At 37.9% G+C, this 16,321-nt stretch carries 14 protein-coding genes; 3 read left to right on the top strand and 11 right to left on the bottom strand.

What is annotated here, in order from left to right:
• Positions 1 to 80 precede the first annotated feature (80 nt).
• A complete protein-coding gene (locus LVD15_RS18340; protein ID WP_233776670.1) occupies positions 81 to 1,109 on the top strand; it encodes a LacI family DNA-binding transcriptional regulator in 1,029 nt (342 codons plus the stop codon).
• A 278-nt stretch (positions 1,110 to 1,387) separates the two neighbouring features.
• On the opposite strand, the gene trmB is transcribed toward LVD15_RS18340, so the two are convergent.
• The 9 genes from trmB to holA all read right to left on the bottom strand — a co-directional run bounded on the left by trmB (position 1,388) and on the right by holA (position 12,418).
• Positions 1,388 to 2,050: a tRNA (guanosine(46)-N7)-methyltransferase TrmB gene (trmB, locus tag LVD15_RS18335; RefSeq protein WP_233776669.1), complete on the bottom strand. Its 663-nt coding sequence runs from the start codon at positions 2,048 to 2,050 to the stop codon at positions 1,388 to 1,390.
• Positions 2,050 to 3,354, bottom strand: a complete 1,305-nt coding sequence (locus LVD15_RS18330; protein WP_233776668.1) for a bifunctional folylpolyglutamate synthase/dihydrofolate synthase — start codon at positions 3,352 to 3,354, stop codon at positions 2,050 to 2,052. Before LVD15_RS18330 ends, trmB begins: the two co-directional genes overlap by 1 nt.
• Positions 3,355 to 3,410: 56 nt before the next feature.
• A complete protein-coding gene (locus LVD15_RS18325; RefSeq protein WP_233776667.1) occupies positions 3,411 to 4,289 on the bottom strand; it encodes a hypothetical protein in 879 nt (292 codons plus the stop codon).
• A 6-nt stretch (positions 4,290 to 4,295) separates the two neighbouring features.
• Entirely contained in the window at positions 4,296 to 4,685 is a 390-nt protein-coding gene (locus tag LVD15_RS18320; protein WP_233776666.1) for an ExbD/TolR family protein, read from the bottom strand.
• 10 nt (positions 4,686 to 4,695) lie between these two features.
• The gene (locus LVD15_RS18315) at positions 4,696 to 5,376 is read right to left on the bottom strand and encodes a MotA/TolQ/ExbB proton channel family protein (protein ID WP_233776665.1); all 681 of its coding nucleotides are present in this window, start codon (positions 5,374 to 5,376) and stop codon (positions 4,696 to 4,698) included.
• A 1-nt stretch (position 5,377) separates the two neighbouring features.
• Positions 5,378 to 6,223: a hypothetical protein gene (locus tag LVD15_RS18310; protein WP_233776664.1), complete on the bottom strand. Its 846-nt coding sequence runs from the start codon at positions 6,221 to 6,223 to the stop codon at positions 5,378 to 5,380.
• A 312-nt stretch (positions 6,224 to 6,535) separates the two neighbouring features.
• Positions 6,536 to 8,191, bottom strand: a complete 1,656-nt coding sequence (locus LVD15_RS18305; RefSeq protein WP_233776663.1) for a TonB-dependent receptor — start codon at positions 8,189 to 8,191, stop codon at positions 6,536 to 6,538.
• Positions 8,192 to 8,228: 37 nt separating this feature from the next.
• Complete coding sequence (locus LVD15_RS18300; protein ID WP_233776662.1) at positions 8,229 to 11,294, bottom strand: tetratricopeptide repeat protein; 3,066 nt, start codon at positions 11,292 to 11,294, stop codon at positions 8,229 to 8,231.
• A gap of 101 nt (positions 11,295 to 11,395) precedes the next feature.
• Positions 11,396 to 12,418, bottom strand: coding sequence for a DNA polymerase III subunit delta (holA, locus tag LVD15_RS18295; RefSeq protein WP_233776661.1), 1,023 nt, complete (start codon positions 12,416 to 12,418; stop codon positions 11,396 to 11,398).
• 210 nt (positions 12,419 to 12,628) lie between these two features.
• Between holA and LVD15_RS18290 the strand changes: the two genes are divergently transcribed.
• Positions 12,629 to 13,657 (top strand): hypothetical protein, encoded by a 1,029-nt coding sequence (locus LVD15_RS18290; RefSeq protein WP_233776660.1) that lies wholly within the window; start codon positions 12,629 to 12,631, stop codon positions 13,655 to 13,657.
• Between the two features lie 53 nt (positions 13,658 to 13,710).
• Here LVD15_RS18290 and LVD15_RS18285 read toward each other — a convergent pair whose 3' ends face one another.
• Positions 13,711 to 14,268 carry a rhomboid family intramembrane serine protease gene (locus tag LVD15_RS18285; RefSeq protein WP_233776659.1) on the bottom strand — a complete coding sequence of 186 codons (558 nt, stop codon included), beginning with the start codon at positions 14,266 to 14,268 and terminating at the stop codon, positions 13,711 to 13,713.
• A gap of 3 nt (positions 14,269 to 14,271) precedes the next feature.
• A complete protein-coding gene (locus LVD15_RS18280) occupies positions 14,272 to 14,739 on the bottom strand; it encodes a hypothetical protein (protein WP_233776658.1) in 468 nt (155 codons plus the stop codon).
• Between the two features lie 217 nt (positions 14,740 to 14,956).
• Here LVD15_RS18280 and LVD15_RS18275 point away from each other — a divergent pair, with 217 nt between their 5' ends.
• On the top strand, positions 14,957 to 16,318 hold the full coding sequence (locus tag LVD15_RS18275; protein ID WP_233776657.1) for a sigma-54-dependent transcriptional regulator: 1,362 nt from the start codon (positions 14,957 to 14,959) through the stop codon (positions 16,316 to 16,318).
• Positions 16,319 to 16,321 lie beyond the last annotated feature (3 nt).

The following is a 16,321-nucleotide window of genomic DNA, read 5'->3' as shown; positions in this document are numbered from 1 at the left end:
CCTGAACAAAAGCTACTCAAAAAAGAAAAGACCTATCTTTTAACTATATTTAAGGCCTAATTAAGTCCACAAATCAAATTATGAGAGGTTCTCAGGTAACTATAAAAGACATAGCCAAACAACTGGGGGTAAGTGCATCCACTGTTTCCAGAGCACTTAAAGACCACCCGGACATTAGTCCTGAAACAAAAAAGGCGGTAACTGAACTTGCTGAAGAATTAAACTATCAGCCAAACTCCATAGCCTTAAGTTTAAGACAAAAGAAATCAAATACTATAGGAGTCATCATACCTGAGCTAGTTCATTTTTTCTTTTCTACCGTAATCAATGGAATAGAAGATGTAGCCTACGCCGCTGGGTATAGCGTTATAGTTTCTCAAAGTAATGAATCATACGAGCGAGAGGTGATGGATACTAAGGCGCTTTTTAATAATCGGGTTGATGGCATATTGGTATCAGTATCCAGAGAGACTGAAAATTACGACCACTTCCAATCTCTGGTAAACAGAGGCATACCTATGGTATTTTATGACAGGATTTGCAAGGCTATTAACTGCAGTCAGGTTATTATAGATGATTTTGATGCTGGGTACCAAAGTACAAAGCACCTCATTGACCAAGGATACAAAAGAATTGCTCATATCTCCGGCCCCTCTAGCCTACTCTTATCTAAAGAAAGAATGGAAGGTTATAAAAAAGCCCTTACAGATCATGGCTTAAAAATAGAGGAAGAACTGATTTTGGAAGAAAAAGATGCCAAAGATGAAAGAGTAGCTAAAGAACTTACAGAGCAGCTACTTAGCCTGAGTACTCCACCCGACGCCATATTTGCAAATAATGACATAGCTGCCCTGGGCGCCATGCTGATCATAAAAGAAAAAGGCCTTAAAATACCGCAAGACATTGGTGTAGTGGGCTTTAGTAACTGGAGATTCACATCACTGACAGAACCAGCACTTACCACAGTAGATCAACCTGGGTTTAAAATGGGGCAAGAGGCCGCAAGGTTATTAATTAAAGAAATTGAAGCCAAAGAAGGTGAAGTGGTAGAACCAGAGACTGTGGTTCTAAAAACTGACTTGATTGTAAGAAAATCTTCAGTAAAATAAAAATACTCACAAGGTTCGTGGTTTATTTAAACCCCCGATAAGACAGGATTTGAGCTGCCCTACAATTTCGGCCTTCCACTGTTAACCTGCTATAAAAACGAGGTCCGTAAACGGATGAGGCCTGGCCTAGAAAGAAGGCTTCACTCGGTATTGTTTTTAATGTTAGGTTTAAAAAACATGTCGACCTTGTGAGTAATGCAAAGTTAAAGAATAGTAACGGTTTGTCAATCATTGAAACCATTAGTTTCTAAAAATCCTTTAACTGTATATTTTAAAACTTAATGTATGAACTTGAAACGCAGATATTTAATATCGTGTCCTTCTTCACTAAACTTTTTCTCATACCGAGTACGAATGTCATAGCACTCTTCTTTCAGTTCTGAGTGGTAAAGATCAAAAGTGTACACCAGGTCTTTAATATCCTTCCTTTCCTTAAGCACTTCTAATGTATATTCGAAAAGGCCAGTATTATCTGTTTTGAAGAATATGTTACCATCATGTTTAAGAATGCCTTTGTAAATATCAAGATAGCGGCTGTGAGTGATCCTTCGCTTTTCATCTCTATCACGTGGTCTTGGGTCCGGAAAGGTGATCCATATATCTGCCACTTCTTGTGGTACAAAATACTTTTCTAACTCCAGAATATGAACACGTAAAAAGCCTACATTATCAAGCCCTTCTTCTAAGGCGATTCCACTACCTTTCCATATTCTATCCCCCTTTAAATCTATTCCGATAAAGTTCTTTTCAGGAAACATGCGAGACAGCCCGATGGTATATTCTCCCCTACCACAAGCCAGCTCCAGGGTAATATCATTTTCATTTTCAAAATACCGCTGATGCCAGTGTCCTTTGATCTCTTCCAGTATAGGTTTACCTGGTTCTATAACATTTTTTCGTTCTGCATTAGCTGCAAAACGGGCCAATTTACCTCTTGCCATTATAAATTATCTATTTCTGCTACTACAAAGGTACTCCCTCCTATAAAAATCAGGTCATTTTTAGCTGCATTTCTTCTCGCCATACTAATGGCCTCACTCACCTTAGGAACTACCTGCCCTTTTAAGCCATGCTTAGCCGCTTGAATTCCCAGTTCTTTAGCATCAAGAGCTCTGGGTATTTCGGCCTTACAAAAGTAATAATCAGCCTCCTTTGGCAGCATTTCCAGTACCTTAGAGATATCTTTATCATTAACTGTTCCCCAAACCATATGAAGCTTACCATATTGCTCACGGCTAAGCTGATCTACAATAAACTTAATGCCGGCTTCATTATGCCCTACATCACAAATAGTTAATGGCTCATAGCTTAAAATCTGCCAGCGGCCTTTTAAACCAGTTAGCTTTTTCATCTGCTCTATACCGGTTTTCACCTGCTGATCATTTATTGAAAATCCCCGTTTTTTTAAAGCATCTACTACGGTAAGTACACCGGGGATATTTTTAGTTTGGTAAAGACCGGCTTGAGGTAGATGGAAACTATATGCTAAAGAATTATCATTAGGGCTCTTCACCATTAAATTATCTCCATCAAAGGCTGATGTATAGCAGTCTGCGGCTAAGGATAGCGGAGCCTTCATCTGAGCCGCTTTATCTTCAAAAACACGCGTTATAGATTCCTGCTTTTCGCTTACTACTACCGGGGTATCTTTCTTGATAATGCCTGCCTTCTCCCCTGCTATCTCTGCTAAAGTGCTGCCCAACCATTGCTGATGATCAAAGCTGATATTGGTTATCAATGATACTTCTGGTTGAATTACGTTGGTGGAGTCCAGCCTGCCGCCCATTCCTACTTCTATAACTGCTATATCTACTTCCTTCTGAGCAAAATAATCGAAAGCCATAGCCACTGTAAATTCAAAAAAGGAAGGTTTTATTTCAGCTAATAATGGCAAGGCCCTATTCATGAAGTCTACTACTTCATTTTGGGGCATTTCTATACCATTCAACTTAATTCTTTCTGTGAAATTCTTTAAATGAGGAGAGGTATAAAGGCCTGTTTTATAACCAGCCTCTTGCAATATGGCTGACAAATAGTGAGAGGAACTTCCCTTGCCATTAGTACCGGCCACATGAATGGTTTTGAATTTGGTTTCCGGATTACCCAATGCCGCCAATAGTTTGAGCGTATTATCGAGATCCTTTTTGTAAGCCGAAGCTCCAACCTTTTGAAACATAGGCAGCTGGACATATAAATAGTCCAGCACCTCCTGATATGTTTTGAATTTTATTAATTGAGATGACATATATCAATAGCTAAAAGATTGACAAATGTCACAAATAAAACCAGAGTTTTAAAACCTTACTTAGACTTAATATTGAAAGTAATAGTACCTGTAGATACGGGGGCTGTATTGGTGTTATCAGCAGTTTTACTAAAAGTTAGTCTTTCTACTTCAGCCTTATATATTTTCTCTACTGCAGGGCTTACACTTCTTTCTAATGTTTTTACCTGAAGTATCTCACCACGATCATCTATTTTCACCTGGAACACAATTCTTCCGTTTTCATCAGAATCATCAGAAGGTTTTGGAATGTAATCCCACATCCAGCCTGTCATAGATAGCGATGAACCAGAACCATTCCAGGTGCTACCTACCAAAGCTCGTGAGTCTAATGATCCTTCTTCTTTACCTTGGTCTCCTTCTTTGCCATCACTATTCCCTTGGTTAGCATCTTGAGGCGTTTTATTGTCTCCGTCTTTACCATCGGCGCCATTAGCTGGTTTAGTGGCTGGTTTTGGCGTAGTTTCCTTTTTAGGTTCTACTTTCTTTTCTTCTTTTACTTCTGGCTTCTTAGGCGTTTCTTTTTCTACTGGCTGCACATCAGGACTGGGCTGTGTACTTACTGGTGTAGAACTTACAGGCTGTGCCACTGGCTCTGCTGTTTCTGCAGGTTCAGCTTCGCTTACCTCCTCTACTACTTCTTCAGCTGTTTCCGGTGTGGGCTCAGGAGCAGAATCTTCAGTCTCCTCAGAAGTACTAACAGGCTGAGTAGGCTGTACATCGCCAGAACCTATATTGCTAGTACCAAAGTTGACCATAATACCATATTCTGGAAGTGGAGGATCTGGTGCTTTCCACGCTAAAATAAACAGACATATCAGTAACACTACCGCATGTGATAATGCCGCTACTATTAGTCCTGCTCTTTTATTTTTAGTTTCCTCTCCTGCTTCCATATTTTTTTAGTTTGGTCTTGTAGCTATAGATACTTTAGCTTCCAAAGCGGTAGCTATTCCTGCCACTTCTACAAGGTTTTTTGTAGGTACTGTTTCATCAATATGTAAAACCACTACCCCTTCATTACCTACTAATTGCCTTTTTAGTTCCGCTTCTACCATGCTTTGGCTTACTTTTTTATCATTCACAAAGTAATCCAGATCTTTAGTGATAGTAATAGATACCTTTTGCATCTCTACGGTAGCCGCCTTGCTAGATGGTAAATTTACCGGCAAGCCTGAGGGCGTAATAAACGATGAGGTAAGCATGAAAAATATGAGCAGCAGAAATATAATATCTGTCATGGAAGACATGCTGAACATAGGTTCTACCTGATGTTTTGATTTAAGAGCCATAGAGTTTTGATTAACGCGGTTCTTGTAATAAATCTATAAAATCAACAGAATTATATTCCATCTTATGCACCACTTTTTGCACCTTAGCTACCAGGTAATTATACCCCAGGTAAGCCAAAATACCCACAAAAAGACCTGCGGCCGTAGTAACCATAGCTGTGTAAATCCCTTCTGAGAGCAACTTAGGACTTACAGAACCTTCTTCCTGAGCGATGGCTATAAAGGCATCTATCATACCTATTACAGTACCTAAAAAGCCTAACATAGGGGCCGACCCTGAAATGGTAGCCATAAGAGAAAGGTTCTTTTCCAGCTTAAACAGTTCTATTTTACCTACGTTTTCGATGCTTACTTCAATATTTTTCAAAGGACTGCCTATTCGTGATAATCCCTTTTCAATCATACGACCAGTAGGTGAGTCATATTCTTTACAGTACACCTTAGCTGCGCTGATGTCTCCTTTTTCAACTAAATCTCTGATTTTAGACATAAAGCCATCGGGAGTTTTTTCTGCCTTGCTAATGGTAAGTATTCTTTCTACAAAAATATAAACCGCCATTATAGACAATATTAAGATCGGCACCATCATAAACCCTCCCTGAAAGAGAAGGTCTAAAACAGATACAGATTCTGGCTCTGATGCTACATTGGCGATAGTATCAGTACTTGTAGTTATTTGTGCAAAAATCATATTAATATCTAATTACCCAAACGCCATCACCATACTCAGCTTTCAGATCATTAGCTTCATTCTGAGCTGCTGTCCAGTCGTCATTACTTTTAATAGCTATACGGTGAAATTTACTTTTCCCGAACGGCTCTATTATGGTGGCATTCAAACCTTGTTTACTTAATTTTTTAGCATGATCCATTGCCAAATCGCCATCCAGGGCACTGGCAATTACCACATAGTAACGTCCCGTTCTTGATGAAATTGTTTCTATAGTACCGATTTTAGGCTCAGCATCTTCAGCCGCTTGTGCAGCAGCAGCTTCTCTTTCGGCTTGCTCTCGTGCCAGCCTCTCTTGCTCTGCTTTATCTTTCTCTGCTTGAGCTTTCATGGCCTGATCTGCTTGTTCCTGCGCTATTCTTGCCTCTTCGGCTTCTTGTTGTGGTTGGTAAAACATAAAGTACCATACTGCTATAGCTGCTACTAAAACCACCACTAAAATACCTAACACTTTAGGCACTACAGAACTTTCTTGCTCTGGTGGAGTGTAGCTACCAGGCTCATAAGTACTTTCCTCTTCTTCTTTCTCCCAAGGCTCTTCTTCATTAGACTCTGGTTCATAATATACTGTTTCTTTCTCTTCAGCATATTGATTCTCCTCCTCCTGATATGAGTTGGTTTCTTCTTCCTGTTGCTCCTCTTCCTGTAACTCCTCTTCTTCCTGGTAAGGATCCTCCTCTTTTGATCTATCTAAAGGTTCGAAATCTACATCGGGCAAACCAAAGTTATCATCAGCTTCATTTATATTATCATTTTCCTGATGCAATTCATCATTCTCGTCTAGTTCATCTTTTTTCTTCTTTGCCATTGGTTGAATCTTTAAGGTTGCTCTCTATTAAAAAAATACGTACAAAAATAGTTGAATTTTTGACTGTGACAAATTACACAATAAGGGTTACAATATATAAATTTTCAGCTATAGTAACCAATTACTGCAAAACCACTCATAATTCAGGCTAAATATATAAAAACTAGATCTTTTATCAGCAAAAAGAACTTAGCATCAAATGGTTATATCCTGTTTAATAGCACTTTTATTAATGAGTGATATAGAATTTATCTCATTTTATACATCAAACCTCCATTTGGAGGCTTGAGATCTGTACGTTAAGGTTTCTATTTAAAAATTATAGGTTAGTCCTGCCATAAATTGTAAAGACCTGGCTGGATAGTTATAATACAGCTCATATTCTTTACCAAATATGTTATTAAACTGAAGGAAAACTGATACCTGATCAGACACCAGATACTCTGTTTTAAGGTTAAAGTCCAAAGCTGGACTCAAGTTTACAGCATCACCATTGGTTTTTCTGCCCTTGATGCCGCCAAAGGCATACAGCTCCGCATTAAACAACAATTTGTTATACAGATTATAAGTGGCCAGGGTAGAAAGCTTGTAGTTAGGCTTATGCCAGGCTTCATCTATACCATCAGTGCCATAGCCCCAATAATCAGCACGAACAGCTACTCTTAACTTCTCAGATGAATTGATACCTATTTGACCGAAGATATTTACAACGGCTGTGTTTCCTTCATCATAAAGAATATCAAATTTAGACTGATCTGTAGAGTCATTTACAAAGAAGTACATGTTCTTATAATTAGCTATGCTCAGGCCAGCTTCAAACGCCACGGTAGTCCCCAGTTTACCTTTTAATCCACCAAACAAATCAAAATCTTTGTTAGAATGATAAATAGGGACATTTGCATTGAGGTAAGGGTTCATCTGTGACATAGAGCGAAGGGTATTTTTCTCCATATCTCCTCTAATACCTGCATAGATCATAATGTCATCAGTGAACGGATAGCTGGCTTTTGCCATAGGGTAAAAATGCATGGTGTTGCCGTCTCCCAGGCTATCATTTTCATAAGCCAGGTTAAAACCAGCCTCTACTTTAAAGCCTTCCAGATTAAAACCTACAGTAGGGTTAATCTTAAAAAGGGTTCTGCTTTGGCTGTCTATAAACTCATCATCACGGCCAGAGGCTGAAAGTGAGGCTCCTAGTTTAATAAAAGCTTCCTCACTAAGGTCATATTTACTTTTCAGGAAAAGCTGACCTTCTGTTTCTACTGCTTCATAGTTATCTCCCAGTCTATCAAAACGACCGCCAAAGGTGTAATGAAAAGGCGATTTTTTATTGGCACTCTCTACCTGAGCCTGAATATAAAAATCATTAAAATGCTGATCAAGCGTATCTTCATCTAGCTCAATTCCTTCAGGATAACCATAGAAATGATAATTTCTCCTATCGAAACCAGCTTCTCCGCTAAAAGTGGCATTCTTAGTAAAATACTTACCAAAAACATCTACATCCATCTTGCCAGAGCCTGAGTTATCTCCATCTACAGGGCCTTTTTTGGAGTTTAAATAATTGAAATGCGCACCATAGCTATACTGCTTGCTCCTCTTATTATTAAAATAGCCTTCTAAATAAGGAGTTACATAATTACCAAAACCGGCTTTTACATAATTACCATACAGCTTATTCAAACGCTCGGATTTAATACGCAGCGGGCGCATTCTCACATCTACATCAGGCAAAGAAAAATTGATGTTATTAAAAAAATACTCCAGGTTGGCAGGTTTTTCTTGGCCGCTTACCGGTGGTATTTTCTCAAAGTTTCTGTTAGCCGTAGGTAGCGTGATTTGTAAATCTTTTACGATTTCAATTTCTACATCTTCAATCTCGCCATCTTCTTCTCCCCAGCCATCCTGAGCAAATACTGATGCTACAGGGCATAAACACAGAATAACGTATATAAGAATCTTATTCATTTGATCTTGCTCTACTTTAGCTTTTGAATTCCTTTTTTTACTGGTTGTCAACATCTTTCATATCAATAGTAAGACTATCTGCTTCTGATGTGGATTTTGATTTTTCGGCGGCATCAAGCTCCTGTACTTTTCTGAGCTTTTCACGCGCCTGATCTTTCACACTTTCTAATGGGAAATTCTCAATAATTGAATTTAAAGTACCCTTAGCCTGGAAGTAATCTTTAAGTGCGATATAATTATCAGCCAATAGTAAAAATGACTTACCTACCCACACCTGATAGGCTGTAAAATTCTGATTGAGGTCTATTAATGATTCTATAGATTGCTGATAGTTTTTAGACTCATAGAAGATTTTAGCCAGCAGATACTGAGCCTCTGCCCCATTACCATCTTTGGCAGTGTTCAGGGTATTAATAAACTCATCTTTAGCCGTTTCTAATTCTCCTTTGGCGTAAGCCGCTTTACCAAGATACAAAGAGGCTTTATTCTGAGAGCTGATGTTTACATTACCTCGCTCCAGAATGACATTAGCATAATGTCTGGTAGAATCATATTCGCCCATATTATAATAAGACTCCATTAATCCTGCCCAACCGTAATATTGCTCTTTTTTAGTATTAGCTGTAGCTACCAGTTTATAATAGAAATAGATGGCATTTTCATACCTACCGCTCTTAAACTCAATTTCGGCTACACGATCTACCACTCTGCTTAGCTGATTGAATGTACCTTCAGAGAGTAATCGGTTATAGACCTGTAAGGCTTGCTCATAATCATTAAGTCTATAATAAGACTCAGCAATATAATATCGCGCTTCTACTGCTTTGGCATTTTCAGGATAGTTTTTCACGTATTCGCTGAAAAGCTCAATGGCTCTTTTATACCCCTGATTAAAATACTGGTTTCTGGCTGTTTCATATTCTACATTTTCCAGGCCTTTGGTCTCAGGATTAGCATTTTTATACATCGCCAGGTACTTATCAAACTCGCTGGCTCTGCTCTGCATATTGAGTACATCTTGCAAAGGCAGCAACACCTCTTTAGCTACAGAATGAGATACATATTTCTCTAGAATTGTCTCATAATCTTCTATAGACTTATCATATTCTTGTAGGTTATAGTTAGAAGATGCTCTTCTCATATAGGCATAAGGCACAAATTGGCTAGACGGCTTCTTGGCTATCAGGTTAGAGAAATCCTGAACGGCTTCTTTATACTGACCATTTTGGAAGCTCAGTTGCCCTTTTTCAAACATGGCATCATCATAGTATCTAGATTGCGGATAGTTTTTAATCACATAATCATACTCCTCTTTAGCGCCTTCTACATTATCCATAAGGCCCATTACCACGCCTGCCTGAAGGTGTGCATAATCATTATCTACCTTATTATAGCGAATAGCTCGTTGATAATAGGTAAGTGCGTCTTTATACAGTTTAGAAACATAATAACAATCACCCACACGTAGTAAGGCGTCATCATAATACTGCTTGTCCGTACTGTTTTCCAGTTGATTTACATAAGTCCTGAACTGCTGTAAAGCATCATTGTATTTTTTAGTGTTATAATAAGCATAGCCTAAACCATAACGAGCTTTTAAGCCATACTGAGAATTTTTGCCATAGCTATCATTAATAATGGCTCTATAATAAGGAATGGCTTCTTCATACTTTTGACCAACGGAATAGGCTTCTGCCATCCATAGGTTAGCTTGGGCTTTAAACTCCGGACTAAGCGGGTACCTCAATGATTTCTCAAAATAACTAACGGCCTGCTGGTATTCTGCCTGGTTAAATAACTCTGCTCCTTTATAGAAAGTAGCCTTTTGGTACACCTTTTTCAATGACTCATTCATGAAATTCATTTTTTCAATATGGTCAATGGCCAGGTTATAATTATTAGAATTGAGGTATGAAGCTGATAACAAATCATTTACCTCATCAGCATGCTTACTGTTTGGATAGGTCTGTATAAACTCTTCAAAAGCATGAATTGCCTCTTCTGAGCGCTCCAGATCATAATTGATTTTTCCGTACTGATACGCTCCTTCTTCGCGCAGCTGCTTATTAATCTGATTTTTTCGGGTATTGTCAAAAGCTGTTAGCGCATAGAGTTTATTGCCTTCTTTCAAATATAAAATCCCCAAATAATAAGAAGCATAAATACCAATGCTATCACGCTCAGAAGCGGCTTGTTTTAAATTAGTAATAGCCACTTCGTTATTACCTAATCTATAATTAGAGTACCCTATGCGATACCTAACATCTATTGGCGGATTTCTTAGCTTATCAGTATATCTGTCATAAAATTCTGATGCCTTAGCATATTTTTCAAGGTTAAAATAGGCATCTGCTGTTAGCAGGTAGAAGTCTGTTTGAGAAACCTTGCTACTTGCCAGCACCTGATCACTGTACTGAATGAGCTCTTCATATTTCTTTTGTTTATAATAGACTTTGGCAATCATGCCCGGAACTACCGCCTTGTAAGAGTCATTCTTTTCTGCTCTTCTTAAATCGGTAACAGCTTCATTATACTCTCCCTTTTCATATTCAATAAAACCGGCATAGTAGCTAGAAGCAGCCGAATAAGGATTATCTCCATTTTTAATGGGGTTAAAGTAACGAAGCGCATCATCAAATTCCTGTCTGGAAAAATGAGAATATCCCAGTTTAAAACGAGTCTCATCACGCTCTTTTAATGACAAGTCTGATAGTTTCACCTTAGAAAGGTATTCTATCGCCTTTTTATGACTGCCCTGACTGAAGTAGAAATTACCCAAATCAAAATAGGCCGATGACGCTCTTGGATTATGTTCATTTTCTTGAATGAAATCAGAAATGAGCTTTTCACCATCAGGATTATAAAGGTTTAAAGCACAAAAAGCGATGTAGTACTCTGCATTAGCTTTTTTAATATCATCATCTGATTGCTCTATGTATTCTTCAAACACCTCTCTGGCCGCGGTGTAGTTAGACTTATCTAAAAGCTCCAACCCTTTCCTGTAAAGCGCGTTTTCTTCTTTTTGGTATAAAGAATTTTGCGCCTGACTATAAAATGAGAGGAATAGCAGGAAAATTAAACCGAAACTGTATTTATATAGCATATATTTTCTATAGAATCTTTACTCTGACTTAATTAACGAAAAGAAAAGAAAAAGTTATTTATACCCTTAACATTTTTATATAAAAAGGATTAAACATTACATCAGTGTAAAAGTTTAAAAACCAATTCTTTTAGAAGCTGCCCATCAGAAGCAGAAGCATTCCCCACTCCTTTAGATTTTAAATCGGCATCTTTTATATAATGTATGTTGTTGATCACCTGTGCTGGAGAATAATTTCTGGCGGCCAGCAAATAGTCTTTCACAAAATAAGGATTCACTTTGAGCACAGAAGCCAGGTTGCGCTCAGACCTGTCTTTAGACCCTACCACCATCAGCAGCTTACTGTAAAACGAAAAAAGCACTGCTATAATAGGTATAATAGGATTCTTCTTATCATTAGCCTCAAAGTAATTAATAATTTGATTGGCCTTTACTACATCTTTAGCTATTAGTGCCTTTTGCAGTTCAAAAACATTATAATCTTTACTAATGCCCACATACTTCTGCACTATGCTTTCATTGATCTCTATTTTCTCTTTATAGTTAATCAAGATCTTGTCTACCTCATTAGCAAGCCTTTCCAGGTCATTACCTATAGAGTCAGAAAGCATTTGAATAGCCTTAGTAGTAGCACTAAAGCCTTTTGACTTCAGGTATTTCTCTACCCAGGCAGGTACCTGATTATCATATAGCTTTTTGGTAGTGAGCGCTACGGCATGTTTTTCTATTAACTTGCCCAGACTTTTCCGCTTATCCAGCGATTTATTCTTGTGAGCAAACACCAAAATAGTAGACCCCACCGGATTTTTGATGTAATCTATTAGCAGTTTTTGTCCAGATTCTTTATTAATATCTGAAATATTCTGAGCTTCTTTTACTATTACCACTTGCCGCTCAGCCATCATGGGGAAGCGGCGAGCATTAGTAAGCACCTCATTCATCTGCACATCTCGACCATAAAGGATAATCTGATTAAAACCTTTTTCCGTATCGGTAAGCACATTATCCTCTATGTAATCTGTAAGCAGGTCTATATAGTATGTTTCCTCACCCTGAAAGAAATAAACAGGTGAATATTTTTTATTCTTAAGGTCCGAAAGTATGCCTTCAGGAGTTAATGCCATACGGGTATATTTATTGTTTTCGACAAAAATACTATAATCAAAATAAACCGCTAAACGCAAAAGATGTGTTTCTGATATTCCACAATAAATTATTTTATTTTCAACAATTTTTAAATCAATACCATGTCAGATTTATTATAAAATAATTATAACATCTGGTATGGTTTATGCGTAAGTTTGGTGAATCAATTTTTAACAAAAACAAAGTATATGAAAAAGAGACTTTATCAACTTTTATTTTTTGCTTGTATGGGCTCGTCTGTAATGCTGACAAGCTGTGATGACAATGATGAAATTACTCCGGTAGATCCAATCGACGATGAAACTATATTGGTAGAAGCTGACGAGGCTGATGGATCTGTTACAGAATCTGCTGATGTAAGTGCTACTGCTACTGACCAAAAAGTAAGAGTTCATTTTACCTCTACAGATGGTAATATGAGAAGATTGTACATTCTTAGCAATGTAAATGGACAGGGAGATGAACCATTTGAACTTGAAGATTATGTGGAGAATTTAAACACTAAGGGAGATGGATCAATAGATGTTTCAGGTGGTGAAAGTAATGAATTCACTTATGAGTTTGATTTACCTGTACCTCCTAGCGGAACTGGTACGGTAGTTTACACTTTCTGGGCTACTAGCGGACGTGGTGACTATAGAGATTTAGATAAAAGAATAGTAGTAGGACCTGCTACATTAACACTTAACTATGGTGGTACTAACTCACAGGCTCAATTAAAAACATATTCAGCAACTATTCTTGCTGCTCCATTAGACGATGGTACATCAGAGACTTTTATGTCTGTACTTGATGGTGATAAATATGCTCTTAATGACACTGAATACACTGCCTATTGGGATTTCGGCTATTACTATGGAAGTACAGGAAAAGCTAGTTTAGCCTCTACCTCGTCTTACCCTGCATTATTTGATCACGATGATAATGCTAATACTCCACTTGTAGCAATTGCTACATTAACTGGAGTGGATCAATCGGAATTAAACAATTTCTATTTTGCTGAAGCAAATAGTGTTGATTTTGATGCACCTTCTGTTTCTTCAGATTTAGATGACTTAAGTGTTTCAACGTCAAGCGCACAACGAATAAATGAATTATCTACTAATGATGTTATAGCATTTGTTGATGACTATGGTAAAAAAGGATTGATTAAAGTTACTTCTATAGAAGGTACTTATTCTGGTAGTATAACTATTGAAGTAAAAGTTCAGCCTTAATCCGCTGATCTGATATCATAAAAAAAAGCAGCTTCGTTATTGAAGCTGCTTTTTTATACCCTTACATTCTTATACTGCCGTGCGGTAAAAAAACCTACTACCGCGCCTGCCAAATGAGACTCCCATGATATGTAGGTATTTACGGGTAGCACTCCATAAAATATAGATCCATATAGCACCAGTACTATAAGTGATATAAAAAGCGATTTAAAGTCCTTCCTGAAAAATCCGTAAAAGATCAGGAAAGAGGCCAATCCGTAAACCACTCCACTGGCACCTATATGATTTGCCGGTCTGGCAAAAATCCACACCAGTACATTGGTAAAGAAATAACATCTCAAAAACACCTTATTCGCTATGCCATGGTAAGAGTAAAAGAGTATCATACCCAGAAACAGCATAGGAAAAGTGTTCGATAAAATATGCACTATGCCGCCATGCAATAAGGGTGCGGAGATAATACCGATCAACCCCACCATGGTGCGGGGTTGAATACCATAATTACTCAGCGGAAAGCCCAGCATAAACTCCACCGTAAACGCCAACCACATAAAAAATACAAACCGGATGGGCACCACGGCGCTGCCTATCAGCGTTCTTTCTCCTGCCATATTTTAATACTGCGCCGGATCTTTAATCATAGGGAGCTTTATAAGCTTAGACTCTTCATACCCCACAGCCATATAGCCCAAAATACCACCTGATGATTCGGCTATTTTCTTGGCCATATCTTTTATACTTTCATAAAACTCCAAAGCAAACTTTTTATCCAGCTTAGGTAAAATATCATTGAGCTTTTCTAATTCAGTAATGATTTCTTTATTACGCTGCTCTACTTTTTCTGGGTACTGATGAATTAGCGCTTCTACTTTTTCTTCAAAATCGCTGCTCACCACTTCATAATACTCATCCAAATCTTCACGAGCCGTAATCTTCTTCAATTTAGAAAGGCTCACAGCTTCATTAAGCTCAGCTTTATCAATCTCCTCATCTGCTCCTGCTATTAGTATAGATACTAACAATGGCGCTTTGTACATCAACTCTGCTTCTTCTGAGTTTAAATTTTTAAATTCTTCAATCATTTTTTAGCTCAATAATTTTAAAGTTTTTAATTAGATTCTACCTATTAATGCTTTTAATAGTGGTATGGTTAATTATTAACCCAATAACTTAGAGGCAAAGTAAGCCTTTTGACTAGAATATGGGATAAACACCTGAAATTTTATGATCATTTTTTTTTTATTCCTTAACAAGATTTTTCTTTACTTTTATATTAGCAACCAACTATAACCAACACATATGTACGAACAGGAACCGGTGAAAATATTTGTAGTAGAAGATGATCCTGCTTATACTAAATTTTTACAATATGTTCTCGGCTTAAATCCTGACTTCGAAGTAACCAGTTTTTCTACAGGTAAAGAATGCCTTGATAACTTGTACCAGAAGCCAGCCATTGTTACGCTTGATTATTCATTGCCTGACATGCCGGGAGAAAAAGTATTACAAGAGGTAAAATCCTATGACACTAACATTCAGGTAGTTATAATTAGCGCCCAGGAAAAAATAGGTACCGCAGTAGAACTGCTTAAACTAGGGGCTTATGATTATATTACTAAAGATGAGGACACCAAAAACAGACTGCTCAACACTATCAATAATGCCAGGCAGAACATTTCATTAATCAAAGAGATAGACCACCTCAAACAAGAGATCTCTGAGAAATATGAATTTGACAAAAGCATAATTGGTAATAGCAGTGCTTTAAAAAAGGTATTTTCTTTACTGGAAAAGGCCGTTAAAACTAACATAACCGTTTCTATAACCGGAGAAACCGGAACCGGTAAAGAACTGGTAGCCAAAGCCATACACTATAACTCTAAGCGCAAGAAAAAGCAGTTTGTAGCAGTAAACATAGCTGCCATTCCGGCTGAGCTTATGGAAAGCGAATTGTTTGGTCATGAAAAAGGGGCTTTTACAGGTGCTAACACCCGCAGGATAGGTAAATTTGAAGAGGCAGAAGGCGGCACCATTTTCTTAGATGAAATTGGGGAAATGGACCTGAGCTTACAAGCTAAATTACTACGGGTAATACAAGAGCGAGAGCTTAGTCGTATTGGTGGCAATGATGTTATAAAACTAGATATCAGGCTCATAGTAGCCACCCACAGAGACCTGGCTGAAGAGGTTAAAAAAGGTAATTTTAGAGAAGACCTTTATTACAGGCTCCTCGGTTTGCCTATTCACCTGCCACCGTTAAGAGATCGTGGTAAAGATGTTATCATCCTGGCTAAGTATTTCTTACAGAGTTTTGGTAAAGATAATGGACTTCCATCTTTAAAATTATCATCAGAAGCACAGGAGAAGCTCCTCAACTACCCTTTCCCTGGTAACGTTCGTGAGCTGAGGTCTATCATAGAGCTTGCAGCCGTAATGGCTAATGACCAGGAAGTGTCGGCCGAAGACATCAACTTCAACAGTGTTTCTAAAGAAACTAACTTCCTTTTTGAGGAGATGACTCTGAAGGATTATACTTTCAAAATAATAAGGTACTACCTGGATAAATATGATAACAACGTACTACAGGTGGCTGCCAAACTAGATATTGGAAAATCAACCATATACAGATACCTAAAAGAAATGGAGGAAGAGGCACTTTAACCC

It is taken from the genome of Fulvivirga maritima, from assembly GCF_021389955.1.
In the GTDB taxonomy this organism is placed as follows: domain Bacteria; phylum Bacteroidota; class Bacteroidia; order Cytophagales; family Cyclobacteriaceae; genus Fulvivirga; species Fulvivirga maritima.
This window is presented reverse-complemented; position numbering and strand designations above follow the sequence as displayed.

Coding starts and splice junctions, on each gene's coding strand:
- LVD15_RS18310 (WP_233776664.1), bottom strand. CDS start 6,223: ATGGCAAAGAAGAAAAAAGATGAACTAGACGAGAATGATGAATTGCAT.
- LVD15_RS18340 (WP_233776670.1), top strand. CDS start 81: ATGAGAGGTTCTCAGGTAACTATAAAAGACATAGCCAAACAACTGGGG.
- trmB (WP_233776669.1), bottom strand. CDS start 2,050: ATGGCAAGAGGTAAATTGGCCCGTTTTGCAGCTAATGCAGAACGAAAA.
- LVD15_RS18275 (WP_233776657.1), top strand. CDS start 14,957: ATGTACGAACAGGAACCGGTGAAAATATTTGTAGTAGAAGATGATCCT.
- LVD15_RS18300 (WP_233776662.1), bottom strand. CDS start 11,294: ATGCTATATAAATACAGTTTCGGTTTAATTTTCCTGCTATTCCTCTCA.
- LVD15_RS18305 (WP_233776663.1), bottom strand. CDS start 8,191: ATGAATAAGATTCTTATATACGTTATTCTGTGTTTATGCCCTGTAGCA.
- LVD15_RS18330 (WP_233776668.1), bottom strand. CDS start 3,354: ATGTCATCTCAATTAATAAAATTCAAAACATATCAGGAGGTGCTGGAC.
- LVD15_RS18290 (WP_233776660.1), top strand. CDS start 12,629: ATGAAAAAGAGACTTTATCAACTTTTATTTTTTGCTTGTATGGGCTCG.
- LVD15_RS18280 (WP_233776658.1), bottom strand. CDS start 14,739: ATGATTGAAGAATTTAAAAATTTAAACTCAGAAGAAGCAGAGTTGATG.
- LVD15_RS18320 (WP_233776666.1), bottom strand. CDS start 4,685: ATGGCTCTTAAATCAAAACATCAGGTAGAACCTATGTTCAGCATGTCT.
- holA (WP_233776661.1), bottom strand. CDS start 12,418: ATGGCATTAACTCCTGAAGGCATACTTTCGGACCTTAAGAATAAAAAA.
- LVD15_RS18325 (WP_233776667.1), bottom strand. CDS start 4,289: ATGGAAGCAGGAGAGGAAACTAAAAATAAAAGAGCAGGACTAATAGTA.
- LVD15_RS18315 (WP_233776665.1), bottom strand. CDS start 5,376: ATGATTTTTGCACAAATAACTACAAGTACTGATACTATCGCCAATGTA.
- LVD15_RS18285 (WP_233776659.1), bottom strand. CDS start 14,268: ATGGCAGGAGAAAGAACGCTGATAGGCAGCGCCGTGGTGCCCATCCGG.